Here is an 18,356-nt window from a genome sequence, read left to right on the forward strand (position 1 = left end):
TCCTCTGCCGTCGTGCGAGTCAGTCGTTCCAGTGCCGCTGCTCTTGCCACGGGTCGCCGTACTTGTGGTAGCCGAGCTGTTCCCAGAACCCCAGTTCGTCCCGCTCCTGCACCCGCAGACCGCGCAGCCACTTGGCGCTCTTCCAGAAGTAGAGGTGTGGGATGAGCAGCCGGGCCGGGCCGCCGTGCTCGAGGGCGAGCGGCCGTCCCTCGAACTCGAACGCCACCCAGGCCTTGCCGCCGAGCAGGTCCCGGAGCGGCACGTTGGTGGTGTAACCGCCGTACGACGACGCGACCACGAAGTCACCCGGGAGGTCGACGTCGGACAGCAGCGTGTCGATCGGGACACCGGTCCAGCTCGTGTCGAGCTTGCTCCACCTGGTCACGCAGTGGATGTTGACCGTGATCTGCTCGGCATCGAGCGTCTGGAACTCGTCCCAGCTCCAGCTCCGCACCACTCCGTCGGCACCGCTGATCTCCAGCCGCCACTGGTCGAGCGGGACGCGCGGAGTCGGTCCGGCGGACAGCACCGGGAAATCGCGGGTGACGTACTGGCCCGGTGGCAGGTCGCCGTACCGGGTGCTTCGCTCGGGCCGGCCGCTGAACCCGGCCGAGAAGGTGGTCATGACGTGGGGCTCCAATCCGGCTGGCGAGGCCGTTGATCCGCTCTTCAGAGTGACCGGTGCGGGTCCCTGGTCGCGCCCGTGCGTAGCCCTGGCCGGCACCCTGGGCACGGCCGGTTCAGACGGGCTCGGTCGTCTTGAGCGCGTCGCGCAGGTGCCTGCGTGCGTTGATGCCGAGCTTGGCGAACACCTTGCGCAGGTGCCACTCCACCGTGCGAGGGCTGATGAAGAGCTCGGCGCCGATCTCCGGATTGGAAAGCCCTTGGGCCGCCAGGCGGGCGATGTGCAGTTCCTGAGCGGTGAGGTCGAGTTGCGTGGCGGCAGTCCGCTTCCGCGGCGTCTCGCCCGTTGCCGCCAGCTCATGCCGGGCGCGCTCGGCAAAGCCAGCCATACCCATCGCCGTGAACGCGTCGTGGGCGACACGCAACTGCAGCCGCGACTCGACTCGACGGTTGTCGCGTCGCAGCCACTCACCGTAGAGCAGTCGTGCGCGAGCCACTTCGGTGCGTACGGCGGTACGTTCGAGCCGGTCGATCGCTTCGCGGTAGCGGTCTTCGGCTGGCGTCCCGTCGTACAGCTGAGCTTCGGAGCGGGCCGCGACGCCCAGCGCCCAGTCGGTGCCGCTCGCCTGCGTCATCTCGGACAGCTGCTCGAAGGCCGTAGCCGCCGTCGTGCGATCACCGGCGCGCACCGCAGCCTCGATCAGCTCGACCAGTCCCCAGTTCGACACCCCCAGCTCCGCCGGGAACGCGGCCGCCTCGCGCCCGGCGGCCATCGCCTCCGGATAGCGCCCGAGGCCGTTGCACAGCATTGCCCGAGCCCAGTTCGTCAGCGAGACGCCGATGCCCTCACCCCGAGCGGTCACGTCGCGCAGCGAGGCCGCAATCAACGCGGCGGCCGGATCCTCCCGGCCGCGGAAGGCCGCCAGCCCGATCGCGGCGTACGGCGAAAGACTGGTCTCGGCGGCCTCGGTGACCGCACGGATCTCCTCGACCAGTCCCCCGGCCGCGGACAGCTCGCCGGCGAACAGGTCGACGTACACGCGGGTGTTCAACGCGAGCGGCAGCGCGCTGAGCGCGCCAGCCTCGCGGACGATCCTCAGGTGCCGGCGCGTCAACCGATCCCAGGCACGTTCGTCCCAGAGGTCGGAAGCCACGACTGCGGCCAGCCACATGAACCGGACGCCCTCTTCCAGCGAGAGGTGGTCACTGTCGAAGACCTCGGTCGCTCGCCTGAGCAAGGGCGCCGCGGCCGGGTAGTTCTCGGCGAACAGGACCGCCACTCCGTGCAGGAGCAGATCTCCACGGCGCAGCCGCGCGGTCGAGGACGGCGCGTTGCGCGCTGCCTGCGCCACCTCCGCCGGCCCCGGCCCGGACGCCAGGCGCCCGGCGAACAGCGCCGCGGTGAGTGCGTCCAGGTAGCTGTCGAGAGCGCGCTCGGCAGCCAACGGCTCCAGCCGCTGGGCGGCGGCCAGGAGTCTTGGCAGCGCCTCGTTGCCGCGGCGGGACGCGAATCCGATCTGCGCCCGGAGTACGTCGATCCGAGCGCGCTGCAGGTCACCGAGCGGCCCGTGCTCGGCCACCGCGAGCAGGTTCAACGCGGCTTCGAAAGTGCCCGCGTGCAGCATCAACTCGACGGCGCTGAGCTGGCGCTCGGTCCGGTCGGCCGCTTCCGGCGTCAACAGCGCCGCATGTTCGAGGAACGCCGCTGCAGCAGCGAGCCCGCCCTGCGCCAGCGCGCGGCCGGCGCAGTGCTCGAGCTCGGCGGCGACGGCTTCGTCGGGACCCGTCGCGGCGTGTGCGAGATGCCAGGCGCGCCGGTCCGGATCCAGGTCGGGATCCGTCGCGTCCGCGAGTGCCCGGTGCACCGCCTGCCGCTCCGGAGTGGCCGCGAATCCGTAGGCCACCGACCGGACCAGCGGATGCCGGAACCGAACAGTGTCCTGCAGCTCGATCAGGCCGGCCTTCTGTGCCGGTACGGCGTCATCGACGCCGAGCCCGATCCGGGCCGCTGCCCGCCACAGCAAGCCGACGTCACCGAGCGGCTCGGCGGCCGCGGTGAGCAGCAGCCGGCGTGACTGCCCCGGCAGCGTCTCCAACTCCCGGCGGAAGCCCTCCTCCATCCGCCTCGTCAACGTCCCCGGCTGGGCCGGCTGCGGCCCGAAGGTCAGTTCGGCCGTCGTCCACCAGCGCGGCAGCTCGAGCAGCGCGAGCGGGTTGCCATGCGCCTCCGCCAGGATCCGCCGGCGAACCCGGTCGTCCACGGGACCGGTCAAGGCCGAGTCGAGCAGCGCCTCGGCGTCCTCCTCCGGCAGGCCGCGGAGCGTCAGGTACGGGAGGCCAGCCCACTTCTGCGGATCCTGGCCGGTTCGGACGGCGAAGACCAGCACGACCGCCTCGGCCACCAGCCGGCGCGCAACGAACGTCAGCGCCTCGGCGGAGGCCTGGTCCAGCCACTGCGCGTCGTCGACGAGGCAGACCAGGGTCCCGTCACCGGCAGCCTCCGACAGCAGCGTCAACGCGGCGAGCCCGATCAGAAATCGGTCCGGAGGGTTTCCGGACCGCAACCCGAAAGCGATGCTCAGCGCGTTCGCCTGCGGCAGCGGCAGACGCTCCAGCCCGTCGAGCAACGGTCCGCACAACTGGTGCAGACCGGCGAACGCGAGCTCCATCTGTGACTCGACGCCGGAGACACGCAGCGTCTGCGCGCCCGGTGCAGACTCCGCGACGAAGTCCAGGATCGCGGTCTTCCCGATCCCGGGCTCGCCAAGGACGACCACAACCGCGCTGCGGCCCGACCGGGCCGCTTGCACCAGGCCGGCCAGCGTTTCGCACTCTGTGCGCCGACCGCGCAGACCCGGCCACGGACTGCTCGGTCCCGGCGCCACATGGCCTCCCAGCGATTCCACCCCACGGTCCCACTACGAGATCAGCCGAGCAACGGCAAAGGACGTCCTACCGGTAGGGCCGGGGGCAACGAGTCACCGGGATGCGCGCTTGGCGGAAAGATCCCCGCCGCGGGTTGCCCATTGCCGGGGCGGCGTGGCGGTGGAAAGGTGGGGCGGGACCGCCCCTTCCTCCCCTCACCGGGACCGCCACAGTCGGGGACGGTTTTCGATGGCAAGTTGGCCAGGCTTGCGCGGGCGCGTCAGCGAGTGCGAAACGCTCCGCCGGCTCGTCGCGAGTGCTCGGGACGGCCGGAGCCAGGTGCTCGTCCTGCGCGGTGAGGCGGGGATCGGCAAGACCGCGCTGCTCCAGTTCCTGCTCGACGACGTCACGGACTGCCGGGTGATCCGGGCGGCCGGCGTGCAGTCGGAGATGGAGCTCCCGTTCGCCGGCCTGCATCAGCTGTGCGCTCCCTTCCTCGATCGGCTGGAAGGCCTGCCGGCTCCGCAGCGGGACGCGCTGGCCGCCACGTTCGGGATGCGAACGGGCAGCCAGCCGGATCAGTTCGTAGTCGGTCTGGGCGTGCTGACCCTCCTGAGCGCAGTGGCCGACGAGCAGCCGCTCCTCTGTGTCGTCGACGATGCCCAGTGGCTCGACCATGCGTCCGCGCAGACGCTCGAGTTCGTTGCCCGTCGGCTCCGGGCCGAGCGGATCGCGATGGTCTTCGCGGTCCGTACGACGGACGACGTGCCGAAGCTTTCCGGACTCCCGGACCTGCCATTGCGTGGTCTCGCCGGCATCGAAGCCGCCGCGTTGCTCGAGTCGGCGATGTCCGCCGCGCTCGACCCGCAGGTGCGCGACCGGATCCTGGCCGAGGCCCACGGCAACCCACTCGCCCTGCTCGAGCTCCCCCGGCAGCTGTCCGCCACCGAGCTCGCGTTCGGGTCCGTCGACGAACCGGCCGGCGAGGAGACGATCGTCAGCCGCCTGGAGGAAGGTTTCCAGCGCCAACTGCAGGCGCTTCCCCCGGAGTCCCGCCAGCTGTTCCTGCTGGCTGCCGCCGAACCGGCCGGAGACATCGACCTGCTCCGGCGGGCAGCTCACCGCCTGGGTATCGAGACCATGGAGAGCGTCGACACGGCCGGCCTGCTCGAGCTGCGCCACCGGGTCGAGTTCCGGCACCCACTCATCCGGTCGACCGCCTACCGGATGTCGACGACGGACGAACGCCGTACCGCGCACGAAGCGCTCGCAGCGGCGACCGATCCGGACGAGGCCCCGGATCTCCGCGCGTGGCACCGCGCGCGGGCCGCGGCCGGACCCGACGAGACCGTCGCCGCCGAGCTCGATCAATCGGCCGTCCGTGCCCTCGGTCGCGGCGGAGTCGCGGCCGCCGCCGCGTTCCTGCAAGCCGCCGCGTCCCTCACACCCGACCCAGCCCGCCGGGCGCAACGCTCCCTGACCGCCGCGCAAGCGAAGGCGACCGCGGGCTCCTTCCAGGATGCGTTGAGCCTGCTCGCGTCCGCCCAGGCCGGGCCGCTGTCCGAGGCGGAGGGAGCGTTGGTGCAGCTCCAACGCGCCCAAATCGCGCACTACTCCGAGCATGGCAACAAGGGCCTGCCGCTACTTCTCGCCGCCGCCCGCCGGCTGGAGTCGACGAACCCGAGGCTCGCCCGGGAGACATACCTGGACGCGCTCGCCGCGGCGATGTTCGCCGGCCGGCTCGTCTCCGGTTCCGACATCGGGATGCAGCAGGTAGCGGAGGCAATGCGTGAGCTGCAGGTGCCGTCGGCGCCGAGCAAGTCCGACCTGCTGCTGCAAGGCATCGCCGTCCTCTACACCGACGGGTACCCGGCAGCTGCTCCCGGGTTGCTCGACACCGTGCAGGCGTTCGGGCGCGACGAGCTGACGATGGACGAGGCGGTGCGCTTTGCCTGGCTGGCCGCGTGCGTCGCAACCGACCTGCTGGACGACCTCAACTGGGGCATCCTCACCCAGCGGCACCTCGACGCGATCCGGACCATCGGCGCCCTCGGTGTGCTGCCGGTGGCCATCAACAGCCGGATCATCTACGACCTGTACAGCGGCGACCTTGGCGAGGCCGAGGCACTCGTCGCGGAGGCCGAATGGGTCGCCGACATCACCGGCGGCCAGAACGCGATGATCCCGTACGGCGAGGTGAGCCTGAACGCGATCCGGGGCCGGGCCGCGGTCGCCGAGCCCCAGTTCAAGCGGATCCACGACGACATCACCGTGCGCGGCGAGGGTGTCGGCCTGAACATGATCAGCTGGTTCCAGGCGATCATGTGCAACGGCCTCGGCCGGTACGACGAAGCACTCGAGGCAGCCCGGACCGGCGCCGCCTCGCCGCTCGAGCTCGGACCGCCGAAGTGGGCGCTGGCCGAGCTCGTCGAGGCCGGAGTGCGCAGTGGCAACACCTCCGAAGCCGCGGACGCGCTCGAACAGCTCTCGACCTTCGCGACAGCGAGCGGGACCGAGGCTGCGCTCGGCGTACTCGCCGGGCGCAACGCCCTGCTGCGGAGCGGGAGCGCGGCAGAAGACTGCTACCGCGAGGAGATCGAGCGACTCGGACACACCACGCTGCGCGTCGAACACGCCCGAGCGCAGCTCCGGTACGGCGAGTGGCTGCGGCGCGAGGATCGCCGTACCGACGCACGAGCACAACTCCGGACGGCGTACGAGAACCTGGCGGCGATGGGGGTCGAAGGCTTCGCCGAACGCGCCCGCAAGGAACTCCGGGCGACCGGAGAGACCGTCAGCCGTCGCAGCACGGAGACCCCCGGGGACCTGAGCACCCAGGAAGCCCACATCGCCAGACTGGTGGCGGACGGCCTGACGAACAACGAGATCGGCGCCGTTCTCTTCCTCAGCCCGCGGACGGTCGAGTGGCACCTGCGCAAGGTGTTCACCAAGCTCGGCGTCACCACCCGTCGCCAGCTCCGCCAGTCGGCCCCCGGTAGTCGAGCCACCTGACGAACGCAGGGACTGGGCGCGAAGCCCCGCTTCGACGAGCGCGTACGGATGAGCCCGTGGGTGGACCAGGGGTTGTCGCCGGTGCGAACGACACGTGGGTCGAGACACGCTGAACGCCGTACATCCTCGACCCCCGGAGGCGGATTACCATGACGACTGCGACAGCCGAGCTGACCGGCGAGTACACGATCGACACCGCGCACAGCCGGGTCGGGTTCGTCGCCCGGCACGCGATGGTCACCAAGGTGCGCGGCGCGTTCGACGAGTGGCAGGGCACTGCGCACATCGACGGCGAGCACCCGGAGAAGTCCTGGGCCCGGGTGACGATCCAGGCCAAGAGCATCGACACCCGCAACAGCCGCCGCGACGAACACCTGCGGAGCAACGACTTCCTGGACATGGACAGCCACCCGGAGATCACGTTCTACTCGCTGTCCGTCGAGGTGACCGGCGACAGCACCTACCGGATGACCGGCAACCTGACCGTCGGCGGGGTGACCAAACCGGTCCCGGTCGACTTCACCTACACCGGTACGGCGGTCGACCCGTACGGCAACCGCCGGGTCGGCCTCGAAGGGACCGCGGTGATCGACCGCAGGGACTTCGGCATCGCCTGGAACGCGGTCCTCGAGGGCGGCGGTGTCCTCGTCTCCGAGAAGGTCGCGCTGGAGATCGAGGTCTCCGCGATCAAGAACCCCTGACCATGACCGTGACGCAGGCCGGTGCCGCGGAGTCGGCACCGGCTCCTCGGGCGTCCTCGAGCGCGGTGCCGATCGCGCTGTTCTCGATTCCGCTCGGCCTGGCCGGACTCGGTGGCGAATGGAACGCGGCGAGGCAGTTGCTCGGGGCTTCCGCCGTACCGGCTGCTGTCGCCTATGCGGCGGCGACGCTCGTGTGGGCGGCGTTCACGATCACCTATGTCGTCGGCGCGATCCGGCAGCGGCCGGGGCGGCTCGGGGTGGATCTTCGTCATCCCCTCTTCGGTCCACTCACGGCTTACGTCCCCGTGATCGCCCTCCTGCTGATCGCGTACTACGCAGCCGGCCTCGGCGCTGCCGCCCGGTGGCTTTGCTACGCCGCAGTGGCGGCGCTGGCGGTCAACGCTGCCGCACTGGTGGCACATTGGCTCAGTGCGCCGCTGGATCAGGACGCCCTTCATCCCGGGTACTTCCTTCCGGTCGTCGCCGGTCCGTTCATCGCAAGCATCGGGCTGGCGAACGTCGGCGACCGGGAGCCGGCGATAGCGGTCTTCGGCGTCGGCGTCTACTTCTGGTTGCTGCTCGGCGCAGTGATCACCGGGCGGCTGTTCTTCGGCTCGCCGCTTCCCCAGCCGTTCCGGCCGGTGTTGTCGATCCTGCTGTCGCCACCAGGCACCGCAAGCCTTGCCTGGTTCGCGATCACCGGCGGGCACATCGACCAGCTCCAGGGAGCCATCGGCGCGATCACCTTGTTCACGCTGCTGATCCAGCTGTTCTTCCTGCCCGACTACTTGCGTCTTCCGTTCAGCTCACAGCACTGGGTGTTCACCTTCCCGCTCGCCGTGCTGGGCAACATGGCGATCCGGTGGGCGGCGGGGACCGACTTCGCCGGTTGGCGGGCGGTCGCGTGGACCGCGCTCGGGATCTCCACCCTCTCCATCCTCGCGATCCTCGCCGGCACCGTCCGCGACACCGCTCGGTGGCTCCGTCGTACGTGAAGACGCCCGACGGTGTGTCCGTCGGGCGTCTGCAGGTTGCGGTCAGCGCAGGTTTGCCGTCAGCGCAGGGAGCGGAAGGCGGCACGCACCTCGGCGGTGAAGAGGTCCGGCTCCTCCCAGGCCGCGAAGTGCCCACCCTTGTCGACCTCGTTGAAGTAGGCGAGGCCGGGGTAGACCGTCTCGGCCCAGCTGCGCGGGGCGGCCCAGATCTCGCCGGGGAACGTCGAGAAGCCGACGGGAACCTGTACCGGCGGCGGGGTGTGCCCGGCCGCGGCGTGCAGGAACTGCCCGAACTCCCAGTACCAGCGTGCCGCCGATGCGCCGGTGCCGGTCAGCCAGTACAGCGTGATGTTGTCGACGATGTTCTCCCGGGTGAGGTTGCCGACCGGCTGGCGATCGACGAACGCGCGAGAGATCTTGTAGTAGCTGTCCGTGTCGTGGTCGAGCATCCAGGCCGCCAGCCCGACAGGTGAGTCGAGCAGCGAGTAGCCGATCGTCTGCGGCCTGGTGGACTGCTCCAGGAAGTAGCCGAAGCCGTCCGTCGTGAACGTCTTCAGTGCGGCGTGCGCCGCCCGTTCCTGCTCGGTCTCCGCCGGCAGCAGGTCGACGATGCCCAACGCCGTCGCGAGCAGGTTGACGTGGATCCCGATCAGTCCGGCAGCGCCTTGGCGACCCATCGCGTCCGTGACCGCGGCGCCCACGTCGCCGCCCTGGGCCACATACCGGGTGTAGCCGAGGCGATCCATCAGCTTGGCCCACGCCTGAGCGATCGGCCCGTTCTCCCAGCCGAGCTCGCTCGGCTCACTCGAGAACCCGTAGCCGGGCAAGGACGGCAACACCACGTGGAACGCGTCTTCCGCGCTGCCGCCGTGCGCGGTCGGATCGGTGAGCGGACCGATGGTGTCGAGCAGCTCGATCACCGATCCCGGCCAGCCGTGCGTCATGATCAACGGCATCGCGTTCTCGTGCGGCGACCGGACGTGGATGAAGTGGATCTCCACCCCGTCGATCTCGGTCGTGAACTGCGGCAGCGCATTCAGTCTCGCCTCGCACCGACGCCAGTCGTACTCCCTGGTCCAGTACCGCGCAAGCTCCTGAAGCGTCGCCTGCTGCACCCCCTGCGACCGGTCCGTAACCAGTTCCTTACTGGGCCAGCGCGTCGCCAACACCCGCCGCCGCATGTCCTCGAGCTGCTCCTCGGGAACCATAACCTCAAACGACCGAACCCCGGCCGCCGTATCGACAGTAGTACTCACAACGCCTCCTAGGGCCACAGATCTGATGACCCCACGAGCCTCCTCCCATCCCCCACCAGTCGCGCCCGTCAAACCCCCTGGTCCATCCCGGGTCCCCCGCGTCCACCTCGACGCCGCCTCAGCCACAGACACGTGCATGCGACGTGCGGTGCTCGCCCTTGCCCACCAAGGTCCCACACCGAAAACTGCCTGTCGCCACCCACATCTCAGCCGCCGATCACGATCGGCCGGACCGGGGTGTGCGCACCGCCGAAGGCGGCCGGCGGGACTGCCGCCGCGCAGCGGCGTCCTTCGCGGGTGTCTTCTACCTGATGCCGTCCAAGAACCACGTCCCCTCGGCTTCTACATCTCAGCCGCCGATCGCGGTCGGCCGGATCGCGGTACGCGCACCGCCGAAGGCGGCCGACAGGACTGCCGCCGCCGCGCAGCGGTGTCCTTTGGGCGGTGTTCTTCGGGTGGTGCCCCGTTTGCACCTATCTGGTTGGGAGCTGGCTCCGAAGGGGGTGTGTCAGTTCAGTTGATGGGAGGACGAGCATGAGTGACGCGACCCGGCGGGGATTCTTGGTTTTCGCGGGTGCGGGGACTGCGGCGGCTGCGGTGGGGGCTGTGGCGGGAGCGAAGGCGCTGCGTGGGGACAGCGCGGAAGGTGGCGTGGAGCAGTTGACTGCGGCGGACTTGGCTGGGGCCGAGTCGTTCGTCGTACATGTGAAGGATGTCCGGTCGGGGCGGATGGCGATCATGGTCGGGGAGCGCGAAGTGCTGGTGACCGATCGCGAACTCGCCGGCCGGCTGGCCGGCGTGACGACGAAGTGATCGGGAGGAGCTGACATGTCTTCGCACCGCGAGGCACCGGAGATCTCGAAGGACCCGGTCGCCGACAACACCGACGTGTACGCGTTCGTCAGCCCGGACCAGCCGGACACCGTGACGATCATCGCGAACTTCATCCCGTTCCAGCTCCCGTACGGCGGACCGAACTTCTACGAGTTCGGCGACGACGTGCTGTACCAGCTGCACATCTCCAACCGCGGGACCGGCAAGGCCGACATCAGTTACCAGTTCCGCTTCCAGGCCCGGATCCGCAACAAGAAGACGTTCCTGTACAACACCGGCCCGATCACCTCACTGCGGGACTCGAACTGGAACCGGCCGCAGTTCTACTCGGTCACCCGGGTCGAGAACGGCAAGTCCCGGATCCTCGCCCGCGACCTGGCCGCTCCCCCGGTCAACGTCGGAGTCCGCAGTACGCCGAACTACGCCCGGCTGGCCGCCAAGGCAGTCCACACGATCGGCCGCAACCGCAAGGTGTTCGCCGGTCAGCGCGCCGACGCGTTCTACGCCGACCTGGGCAGCATCTTCGACCTGGGCACGCTCCGCCCGTTCCAGATGGCGCACCTGATCCCGTCCGCGGCCGCAGTCGGTGTCAACGGGCTGCAGGGCTCGAACGTGCACACCATCGCGCTGCAGGTTCCGATCACCGACCTGACCCGGGACGGTCGCCGGCCGGCCGACGTACTCGATCCGAAGGCCGTTATCGGGATCTACGCCAGCGCGAGCCGCCGGCAGTCCGCGCTGATCGACGGCGAACGCGGCACGCGGATGTGGCACGGCCCCTACAAGCAGGTGTCGCGCCTGGGCAACCCGCTGTTCAACGAGGTGATCGTGCCGATGGCCGACAAGGACCGGTGGAACAGCCGGCCGCCGTCGGAGGACAAGAGATTCGCCAAGTACGTCGCCAAACCCGAGCTCGCCGGATTGCTGCCGGTGCTCTACCCCGGTGTCTTCCCGAACCTGGCGGCGTACAAGAAGGACCGCGCCGACCTCGCCGCGATCCTGCTGACCGGCATCCCGAAGGGCGTCGTGCCCGGCTTCCAGAACTTCACCGGCCCGGTCCAGGCCGACCTGCTGCGGCTGAACGTGGCCGTGCCGCCGACCTCGTCGCCGAACCCGCTCGGTCTGGTCGCGGGCGACGCGGCCGGATTCCCCAACGGGCGCAGGCTGATCGACGATGTCGTCACGGTCGAGCTGCGCGCGGTCGCCGGACTCACGATCCCGCTGGTCGACAAGTCGTACAAACCCGACGGCGCGGCCTCGGCGATCGAGGACGGTACGTCGAACACGAACCCACCGCTGCTGGACCGGTTCCCGTACCTCGGCACGCCCGCGGGCGGCTTCCAGTCCACGCCCGGCACGCCGGCCGCGTCATGACCGGCAACAACGCGGTGGAGAATCCCCATGCGGGCAAGGGTTCCTCGGTGCTGCTGGACATCGGCGGGGACGTCGGCGCCCTCGTCATCGACCTGCCGGCCGACCTCGAGGACGAGGAGATCGAGCTCCGCCCCTCCGGAGGTACGACGCACCACGAGCACGGACATGAACACGGGCACGGACATGGACATGGGCACGGCCACGGTCATGGGCACGGCCACGGTCATGGCCACGGCCACAGCCACCACCTGCCGCACGTCGCGGTCGTGCCCCGGCCGGTGGCGGACGGAACGCTGATGTACTCGGCCGTCTTCGACGCCGTCCCGACCGGCACCTACGAGCTGTACGTCCGCCCGGACGGTCCCGTCCAGCTCACCGTGAACATTCACGGCGGCCAGGTCACCGAGGCAACCTGGCCGTGACCCCGAAACCAGCGTGCCCGCCGCCGAGAGAGTGTCGGCAGCGGGCACGCTGTTCCAGTTCTAGTTGGTGGTCGTGTAGCGAATCTTGTCGTTGCGCAGTACGTCGCCCGACACCTTGACGATCCGCAGCGTGTGCGACCCGTTCTTCACCGAGGTGGTGAAGGCCTGCCGCACCGTCACCCGCGCATCGTTGTGCAGGTTCACCCGCCGAACGAGCTTGCCGTCCAGGTAGACGTCGGCCTCACCCTGATCCGGTCCGAGCGCTGTGATCCACTCGACCCCGGTTCCCTGGAAGGTGAACTCGACCGCGGCGCCGTTCGCCGTCGCGAAGTGCACGTCGTCGCGGTAGTCACCACGGAACCTGAAGTCCAGTGCCGTACTGCCGGTCGCCTGGGTCGCAAGGTACGCCGCCTTGATCGTGACGACGTTCCCGTCGACCGTGTAGTCGGTTCCCTTGACGAGATCCTGACCCGCCTTCGAGATCCCGACCAGCTCGTCCGGATCGCGGCCGATCTGAACACTGACATCGGCCGGAGCGTTCTTGTCGAAGGTCGCGGTGTCCGGGTTCAGCAGGCTCTGCTGCCGGATGTTCAGCTTGTCCAGCAGCATGAACTGGCCGGACTTCTTCACGCCGCGGATCGTGTGCGTCCCGTTCGGCAGGTCCGAGATGCTGTACACGACCTGCTGCGCGCCGCGCCCGTCCGCCTGGTAGGTGCTCACGGTCTCCTTGAGCTGACCGTCGATGTAGATCTCGACGTCACCCTGCGAGTTGTGCTTCTCGGTCACGTAGTCGACGCCGGTCCCGACGAAGCTGTACGAGAACGCGTCGCCGTTGGTCTCCGTGTACTGCACGTCGTCCTGGTAGTCGCCGAGCCCGCGACCGGTGCTCCGGCTCCACGAACCCGTGTAGACAATCTGCGAGTTGTCGTTGTTCACCTCGATCGTCCGGGTCCCGATGTCACTGGTCGTCGCGGACGACTTCGCCGACGAGTCGGTCACCGCGACGGTCAACGGCTCGGACACCGCCGGCACCTCGTGGTTGGCGTTGCGCTGCCAGGCACCGTCGTACGTCACCCGCAGGTCGTCGTCGTTGACCCGGATCGCGGAGTCCTTCTGCGGCGTCACCTTCAGCAGCCGTACGCCGTGAATCGGAACGTCCTGCGCGGTGAAGCCGGACTCGAACTGCCCGAGGTCCTTGTGCGCCCACAGGTCGCGCACCTTCGCGGCGCCGTCCAGGCCGAGATCCGCCCAGTTCACCGTCATGTCCGCGTCGGTCTGCCCAAGGTTGAACAAGGCAACGGTGTAGGAGTTGTCCTCGTTGAGCGAGAACCAGACCTGCCGGTTCGTCTTCGTCGACAGCGGTTGCGCCGGACGCCCGGCCTGGTTGACCGCGATCACCTCACGGTTCGTCAGCAGCTCGAGGCCGTACGAGTCGAGGTTGGTCATGTCGTTCCCAACGAACATCGGCGCGGCCGACACGGCCCACAGCGTCGCCGCCGTACGACGTTCGTCGCGCGTCAGACCGTCCATCTGGCCGTTCCCGACGTTCAGCGAGTCGAGGTCGTTCCAGCCGCCCGGTCCGCCGTGACGCCACCAGTCGGCCAGCTTCGGGAACAGCCGCGCGACGTTCTGCCAGGTCGTCAGCGCCTGGCCCGGGCAGTAGCACTCCACGTCCCAGTCGATCCGCCAGCCGTTGGCGTACTGCTTCCAGTAGTCGGCGTAGTTGATGTCGAGTGCCCAGGACAGCTCGAGCCAGATGCCGTGCTTGGCAAGCGCCTGCGACCACGCCTTCACGTCGTCACGGGCGTCCAGCGACAGGTCGCTGATCCCCGAACCCGGCGTCACGCTGTCGAACTTCAGGAAGTCGACACCCCAGGCGCCGTAGAGGTCGGCGATCGAGTCGATGTACTTCTGCGCGCACGGCTTCGAGAAGTCGATCTTGAAGCCGATCCCCCAGTAGTCCGCCTTCGTCAGCGGCTGCACCGGCAGGTCCCCGGTCCGGCACTCCGGAGCGCCGTACACGGGCAGGTTCGCGTCGATGAGCGACTTGCTGATGCCCGGGATGCCGTACAGCCCGATCTTCTGGCCGTTGCCGTGGATGTGGTCGATGACGGCCTGCAGGCCGTCCGGGTACAGCGTGGTGCTCGGCACCGGCCGCCCGTACCCGTCGACGTCGCCGTTCCAGCCGGCGTCGACGTTGATGTACTCGTACCCGTACGGCTGGAGCTTCTCGTGCATCGCGTCGGACTGGGCCTTCAGCCGGTCCGCGGAGATCCAGCTCTGCCCGTTCCCCGAGTACACCTGCATGCTGTAACTGCTCCACCCCATGTAGGGCTTCAGCGCCTTGTCCCCCGCCGGCCCACCGGTGGCGCTCACCGTGGCGGTCGTCTCGCGCGGCAAAGGTACGGCGGACGACGTCGCAGTCAAGCCGGCCGGAATCAACCCGGCCACGGCAAGCCCCACGAGCACACGCCGCAGTCCCCTGTTCCGTACGGATCTGGTCATGAGCGGTGACCTCTCTTGATCATCTGATCCGAAAACCGGATCCGATAGGATATTGGAACCTTTACTTAACTCTGTCAAGATTCTGACCCGAACAACTTGAGATCCCCACTCCCCGGCTGTTCTCCTGGCCGCACCGGTGGACGACGCTGCCGGACTCGAGGCGCTCGAGGGTGTGCAGCCCCGGGTGAACCCGCCCACGTGGACGCGGCCGATTGTCGGGCGCCGAGCCTGCGCGGCGTCCTTGCAGCTAGCTATCGGCGATTCGCCACAGGTCGCCTGCCAACCCGCAGCAGATCCCGCCCGGACCCGCCCCCCGGGGTTCGTCCACCACCCCATCCGCAGCGCCGCGCACCACGCCGCCGTACACCGGAAGTCAGTCCGCCGAGTTGTCGATTTCTGTCGCAGATCCGCCCGCCAGACAACCGAAATCGACAATTCGGCAACATCGCCAACACCAGCGCGTTCCGGCCCCCTCGCCGACCGCGCTGCTCCGTGCCACCACTCCGCGCTCGCCGCCGGAGGCGGCCAACAGAACAGCCGCTGCGGAGTGGAGTGGTGTGGTTGGTTAGCCGCCGGAGATGCCTAGTTCGGCTTCGGTTAGGTCGGTGGTTAGGCCGTCGGTGTCGTCTAGCCAGCCTTGGGGTAGGACGATGTGGTCGCGGGGGCTGCCTTGGCGTCCGCGCGGGGCGCCTAGTTCGGCGACTGGGAAGGGGACGGTGGGGTCCAACTGGGCGAGTAGTTCGTCGAGTTGGGTCAGGGACTCGACCATGCCCAGCGCGGCGCGGAGCTCGCCGCCGGCGGGGAAGCCCTTGAGGTACCACGGAACGTGTTTGCGGAAGTCGCGTAGCCCGCGTTGCTCCCCCATCAGGTCGGACAGCAACTCACCATGCCGCCGCATCACCCGCGCGACCTCGCCGAGCGTCGGCAGGTTCAGCGCCTCGCCACCAGCGAAGGCAACCGCGAGATCGCGGAACAACCACGGCCGGCCGAGACACCCGCGACCGACGATCACACCTGCGCAGCCGGTCTCGGCGACCATCCGCAGCGCGTCACCGGCCTCCCAGATGTCCCCGTTGCCAAGCACCGGGATGCTCACATGCCGCACGAGCTCGGCGATCGTGTCCCAGTTCGCCTGACCCGAGTACGCCTGCGCCGCCGTACGGCCGTGCAGCCCGATCGCCGCAGCCCCCGAGTCCTCCGCGATCCGCCCGGCGTCGAGGTACGTCTGGTGCGCATGATCGATCCCGATCCGCGTCTTCATCGTCACCGGCACGCCGTACGGCGTCGCAGCGTGCACCGCCGACCGCAGGATCGCACCGAGCAGGTTCCGCTTCCATGGCAGCGCCGCGCCCCCGCCCTTGCGCGTCACCTTCGGGACCGGGCAGCCGAAGTTCAGGTCGATGTGCGCGACGCCGTACTGGTCGCACAGGATCTGTACTGCGCGGCCGATGTAGACCGGGTCGACGCCGTACAACTGCACCGACCGGACTGTCTCGCGATCGTCGAAGGTCAGCATGTCCAGCGACTTCTGGTCACCCTCGACGATGCCGCGGGATGTGATCATCTCGCACACGTACAGCCCGGCGCCCTGCTCTGCACAGAGTCGCCGGTACGCCGCGTTCGTGATGCCGGCCATCGGTGCCAGCACCACGGGCGTGTCGATCGTGAGGTTGCCCAGCTTCAGCATGGTCAGGCTTTCGCCACCAGGACCTGTCCGTTGCCGGAGACCTGGGCCTTGTACGGCTCGACCGCGTTCGCCGTCGTGGTGACGTCGCACGCGATCGGCTCGCCGGAATGCTTGACCACGGCAACATCATCCATCGTGCAGGTCACCTTGGCTGCGCCGGGCGCACTCCGCAGCACTGCGTCGACGACCTTCGGCTTGACGATCGCGACCGACTCGGAGGTGAACTTGTACGACGCGGAGTACGTCTTCGCGTCGACGACCAGCGTGCCGCTGTACGGCTTCCCGGCGTACGTGACCGTGCAGGTCAGCTCGTGCTTGCCGGGCTTCTCGGCGTCCGTGATACCCGGGCACCTCACCGTCGTGGCGGCGGCCTTGCCGGCCGCGATCTGTGCCTGCTTGGCGATCGCGAACTCGATCCGCTCGGCCAGCGGGGCGTCGTTCTCGGGAGCCCCGGTGACCTTCGGCGTCGGCCACGGCTTCGACGGGGTCGGCAGCGGCGTCAGCGACGGTGTCGAGGGGGTCGGGATCGGTGCGTTCGAGCTTGCCGGCGCGGACGGCGCCGGAGTGTTGCCAGCCGCCGGTTCCTCGTCCGAGCAGGCGGTGACGCCGAACACCGCGACCGCGGACAGGCCGAACACGGCCACGCCGAAGCGCACGTTGTGACCCGACAGGAACCGCATCGTCAGCAACCGACCAGGTGCTGGGCGAGGTAGCCGGTGACCTCGGTGAGGGCGACCCGCTCCTGCTTCATCGAGTCGCGTTCGCGAATCGTCACGGCCTGGTCGTCGAGGGTGTCGAAGTCGACGGTGATGCAGTACGGCGTGCCGATCTCGTCCTGGCGGCGGTAGCGGCGGCCGATTGCGCCGGCGTCGTCGAAGTCGACGTTCCAGTTCTTCCGCAGCTCCTGCGCGAGTTCCTTGGCCTTCGGCGACAGGTCGGCGTTGCGGGACAGCGGCAGCACGGCCGCCTTGACCGGGGCGAGCCGCGGGTCGAACCGCAGCACCGTGCGCTTGTCCACGCCGCCCTTGGCGTTCGGCGCCTCGTCCTCGGTGTACGCGTCGAGCAGGAACGCGAGCACGTTGCGGGTCAGGCCGGCCGCGGGCTCGATCACGTACGGCGTCCAGCGCTCGCCCTTCTCCTGGTCGAAGTAGGACAGGTCGGCGCCGGAGTGCTTGGAGTGCGTGGACAGGTCGAAGTCGGTGCGGTTCGCGATGCCCTCGAGCTCGTCGAACTCCTTGCCGCCGAAGTTGAACCGGTACTCGATGTCGACGGTGCGCTTCGAGTAGTGGCTGAGCTTCTCCTGCGGGTGCTCGTAGTACCGCATGTTCTCGGGGTTCAGGCCGAGGTCGAGGTACCAGTCCCAGCGGGTCTTCAGCCAGTACTCGTGCCACTCCTCGTCCGAGCCCGGGGCGACGAAGAACTCCATCTCCATCTGCTCGAACTCGCGGGTCCGGAAGATGAAGTTGCCCGGGGTGATCTCGTTGCGGAAGCTCTTGCCGACCTGGGCGATGCCGAACGGCGGCTTCTTCCGGGCGGTGCCCATCACGTTCGCGAAGTTCACGAAGATGCCCTGCGCGGTCTCCGGGCGCAGGTAGTGCAGCCCTTCCTCGGACTCGACCGGGCCGAGGTAGGTCTTCAGCAGGCCGTTGAACATCCGCGGCTCGGTGAACGTGCCCTTGTTGCCGCAGTTCGGGCAGGCGATCTCGGCGAGCTTGACGTCCTCGGGGTCCTTGTTCTTCCGCCGGGCGTAGTCCTCGCGCAGGTGGTCGTCGCGGAACCGCTTGTGACAGGACTGGCACTCGGTCAGCGGGTCGACGAACTCGGACAGGTGGCCGGACGCCTCCCAGACCTTGGTCGGCAGGATCACCGAGGAGTCCAGGCCGACGATGTCGTCACGGCTGGTCACCATCGCCCGCCACCACTGGGTCCGGACGTTGTTCTTCAGCTCGACACCGAGCGGTCCGTAGTCCCAGGCCGACTTGGTACCGCCGTAGATCTCGCCGCACGGGTAGACGAAGCCTCTCCGCTTGCTGAGGCTGACGACGGCATCGACGGTTTCCACGGGCACTTTTCGACTCCAG

Annotated in this window: 13 protein-coding genes; 6 read left to right on the forward strand and 7 right to left on the reverse strand. The window is 68.9% G+C overall.

Going from position 1 to position 18,356, the window contains the following annotated elements; genetic code table 11:
- Positions 1-19: 19 nt before the first annotated feature.
- Both AB0H36_RS31130 and AB0H36_RS31135 read right to left on the reverse strand, forming a co-directional pair.
- Positions 20-625 (reverse strand): molybdopterin-dependent oxidoreductase, encoded by a 606-nt coding sequence (locus tag AB0H36_RS31130; protein ID WP_360531502.1) that lies wholly within the window; start codon positions 623-625, stop codon positions 20-22.
- Between the two features lie 115 nt (positions 626-740).
- Positions 741-3,530, reverse strand: a complete 2,790-nt coding sequence (locus tag AB0H36_RS31135) for an AAA family ATPase (RefSeq protein WP_360531505.1) — start codon at positions 3,528-3,530, stop codon at positions 741-743.
- A gap of 208 nt (positions 3,531-3,738) precedes the next feature.
- On the opposite strand from AB0H36_RS31135, the gene AB0H36_RS31140 reads away from it, so the two are divergent.
- The 3 genes from AB0H36_RS31140 (at position 3,739) to AB0H36_RS31150 (ending at position 8,197) form a co-directional block, all read left to right on the forward strand.
- Positions 3,739-6,501, forward strand: coding sequence for an AAA family ATPase (locus AB0H36_RS31140; protein ID WP_360531508.1), 2,763 nt, complete (start codon positions 3,739-3,741; stop codon positions 6,499-6,501).
- 149 nt (positions 6,502-6,650) lie between these two features.
- On the forward strand, positions 6,651-7,202 hold the full coding sequence (locus AB0H36_RS31145) for a YceI family protein (RefSeq protein ID WP_360531511.1): 552 nt from the start codon (positions 6,651-6,653) through the stop codon (positions 7,200-7,202).
- 2 nt (positions 7,203-7,204) lie between these two features.
- The gene (locus AB0H36_RS31150; RefSeq protein ID WP_360531514.1) at positions 7,205-8,197 is read left to right on the forward strand and encodes a hypothetical protein; all 993 of its coding nucleotides are present in this window, start codon (positions 7,205-7,207) and stop codon (positions 8,195-8,197) included.
- A gap of 59 nt (positions 8,198-8,256) precedes the next feature.
- Here AB0H36_RS31150 and AB0H36_RS31155 read toward each other — a convergent pair whose 3' ends face one another.
- On the reverse strand, positions 8,257-9,471 hold the full coding sequence (locus tag AB0H36_RS31155) for an epoxide hydrolase family protein (RefSeq protein WP_360531517.1): 1,215 nt from the start codon (positions 9,469-9,471) through the stop codon (positions 8,257-8,259).
- Between the two features lie 516 nt (positions 9,472-9,987).
- On the opposite strand from AB0H36_RS31155, the gene AB0H36_RS31160 reads away from it, so the two are divergent.
- Genes AB0H36_RS31160 through AB0H36_RS31170 form a run of 3 tightly spaced genes read left to right on the forward strand, consistent with a single transcriptional unit; the run spans position 9,988 to position 12,083 of the window.
- Complete coding sequence (locus AB0H36_RS31160; RefSeq protein ID WP_360531520.1) at positions 9,988-10,266, forward strand: twin-arginine translocation signal domain-containing protein; 279 nt, start codon at positions 9,988-9,990, stop codon at positions 10,264-10,266.
- A 15-nt stretch (positions 10,267-10,281) separates the two neighbouring features.
- Entirely contained in the window at positions 10,282-11,661 is a 1,380-nt protein-coding gene (locus AB0H36_RS31165; RefSeq protein WP_360531523.1) for a DUF4331 domain-containing protein, read from the forward strand.
- On the forward strand, positions 11,658-12,083 hold the full coding sequence (locus AB0H36_RS31170) for a hypothetical protein (protein ID WP_360531526.1): 426 nt from the start codon (positions 11,658-11,660) through the stop codon (positions 12,081-12,083). Before AB0H36_RS31165 ends, AB0H36_RS31170 begins: the two co-directional genes overlap by 4 nt.
- A gap of 60 nt (positions 12,084-12,143) precedes the next feature.
- On the opposite strand, the gene AB0H36_RS31175 is transcribed toward AB0H36_RS31170, so the two are convergent.
- The 4 genes from AB0H36_RS31175 to AB0H36_RS31190 form a co-directional block, all read right to left on the reverse strand.
- Complete coding sequence (locus AB0H36_RS31175; RefSeq protein WP_360531529.1) at positions 12,144-14,588, reverse strand: X2-like carbohydrate binding domain-containing protein; 2,445 nt, start codon at positions 14,586-14,588, stop codon at positions 12,144-12,146.
- 565 nt (positions 14,589-15,153) lie between these two features.
- On the reverse strand, positions 15,154-16,275 hold the full coding sequence (dusB, locus tag AB0H36_RS31180; protein WP_360531532.1) for a tRNA dihydrouridine synthase DusB: 1,122 nt from the start codon (positions 16,273-16,275) through the stop codon (positions 15,154-15,156).
- A gap of 2 nt (positions 16,276-16,277) precedes the next feature.
- On the reverse strand, positions 16,278-16,955 hold the full coding sequence (locus AB0H36_RS31185; RefSeq protein WP_360531535.1) for a hypothetical protein: 678 nt from the start codon (positions 16,953-16,955) through the stop codon (positions 16,278-16,280).
- A gap of 2 nt (positions 16,956-16,957) precedes the next feature.
- On the reverse strand, positions 16,958-18,343 hold the full coding sequence (locus tag AB0H36_RS31190; RefSeq protein WP_360531538.1) for a glycine--tRNA ligase: 1,386 nt from the start codon (positions 18,341-18,343) through the stop codon (positions 16,958-16,960).
- Positions 18,344-18,356: the final 13 nt, after the last annotated feature.

Source organism: Kribbella sp. NPDC050820, assembly GCF_040653975.1.
Classification (GTDB): domain Bacteria; phylum Actinomycetota; class Actinomycetes; order Propionibacteriales; family Kribbellaceae; genus Kribbella.

Coding starts and splice junctions, on each gene's coding strand:
- AB0H36_RS31175 (WP_360531529.1), bottom strand. CDS start 14,588: ATGACCAGATCCGTACGGAACAGGGGACTGCGGCGTGTGCTCGTGGGG.
- dusB (WP_360531532.1), bottom strand. CDS start 16,275: ATGCTGAAGCTGGGCAACCTCACGATCGACACGCCCGTGGTGCTGGCA.
- AB0H36_RS31145 (WP_360531511.1), top strand. CDS start 6,651: ATGACGACTGCGACAGCCGAGCTGACCGGCGAGTACACGATCGACACC.
- AB0H36_RS31140 (WP_360531508.1), top strand. CDS start 3,739: ATGGCAAGTTGGCCAGGCTTGCGCGGGCGCGTCAGCGAGTGCGAAACG.
- AB0H36_RS31150 (WP_360531514.1), top strand. CDS start 7,205: ATGACCGTGACGCAGGCCGGTGCCGCGGAGTCGGCACCGGCTCCTCGG.
- AB0H36_RS31185 (WP_360531535.1), bottom strand. CDS start 16,955: ATGCGGTTCCTGTCGGGTCACAACGTGCGCTTCGGCGTGGCCGTGTTC.
- AB0H36_RS31165 (WP_360531523.1), top strand. CDS start 10,282: ATGTCTTCGCACCGCGAGGCACCGGAGATCTCGAAGGACCCGGTCGCC.
- AB0H36_RS31170 (WP_360531526.1), top strand. CDS start 11,658: ATGACCGGCAACAACGCGGTGGAGAATCCCCATGCGGGCAAGGGTTCC.
- AB0H36_RS31160 (WP_360531520.1), top strand. CDS start 9,988: ATGAGTGACGCGACCCGGCGGGGATTCTTGGTTTTCGCGGGTGCGGGG.
- AB0H36_RS31130 (WP_360531502.1), bottom strand. CDS start 625: ATGACCACCTTCTCGGCCGGGTTCAGCGGCCGGCCCGAGCGAAGCACC.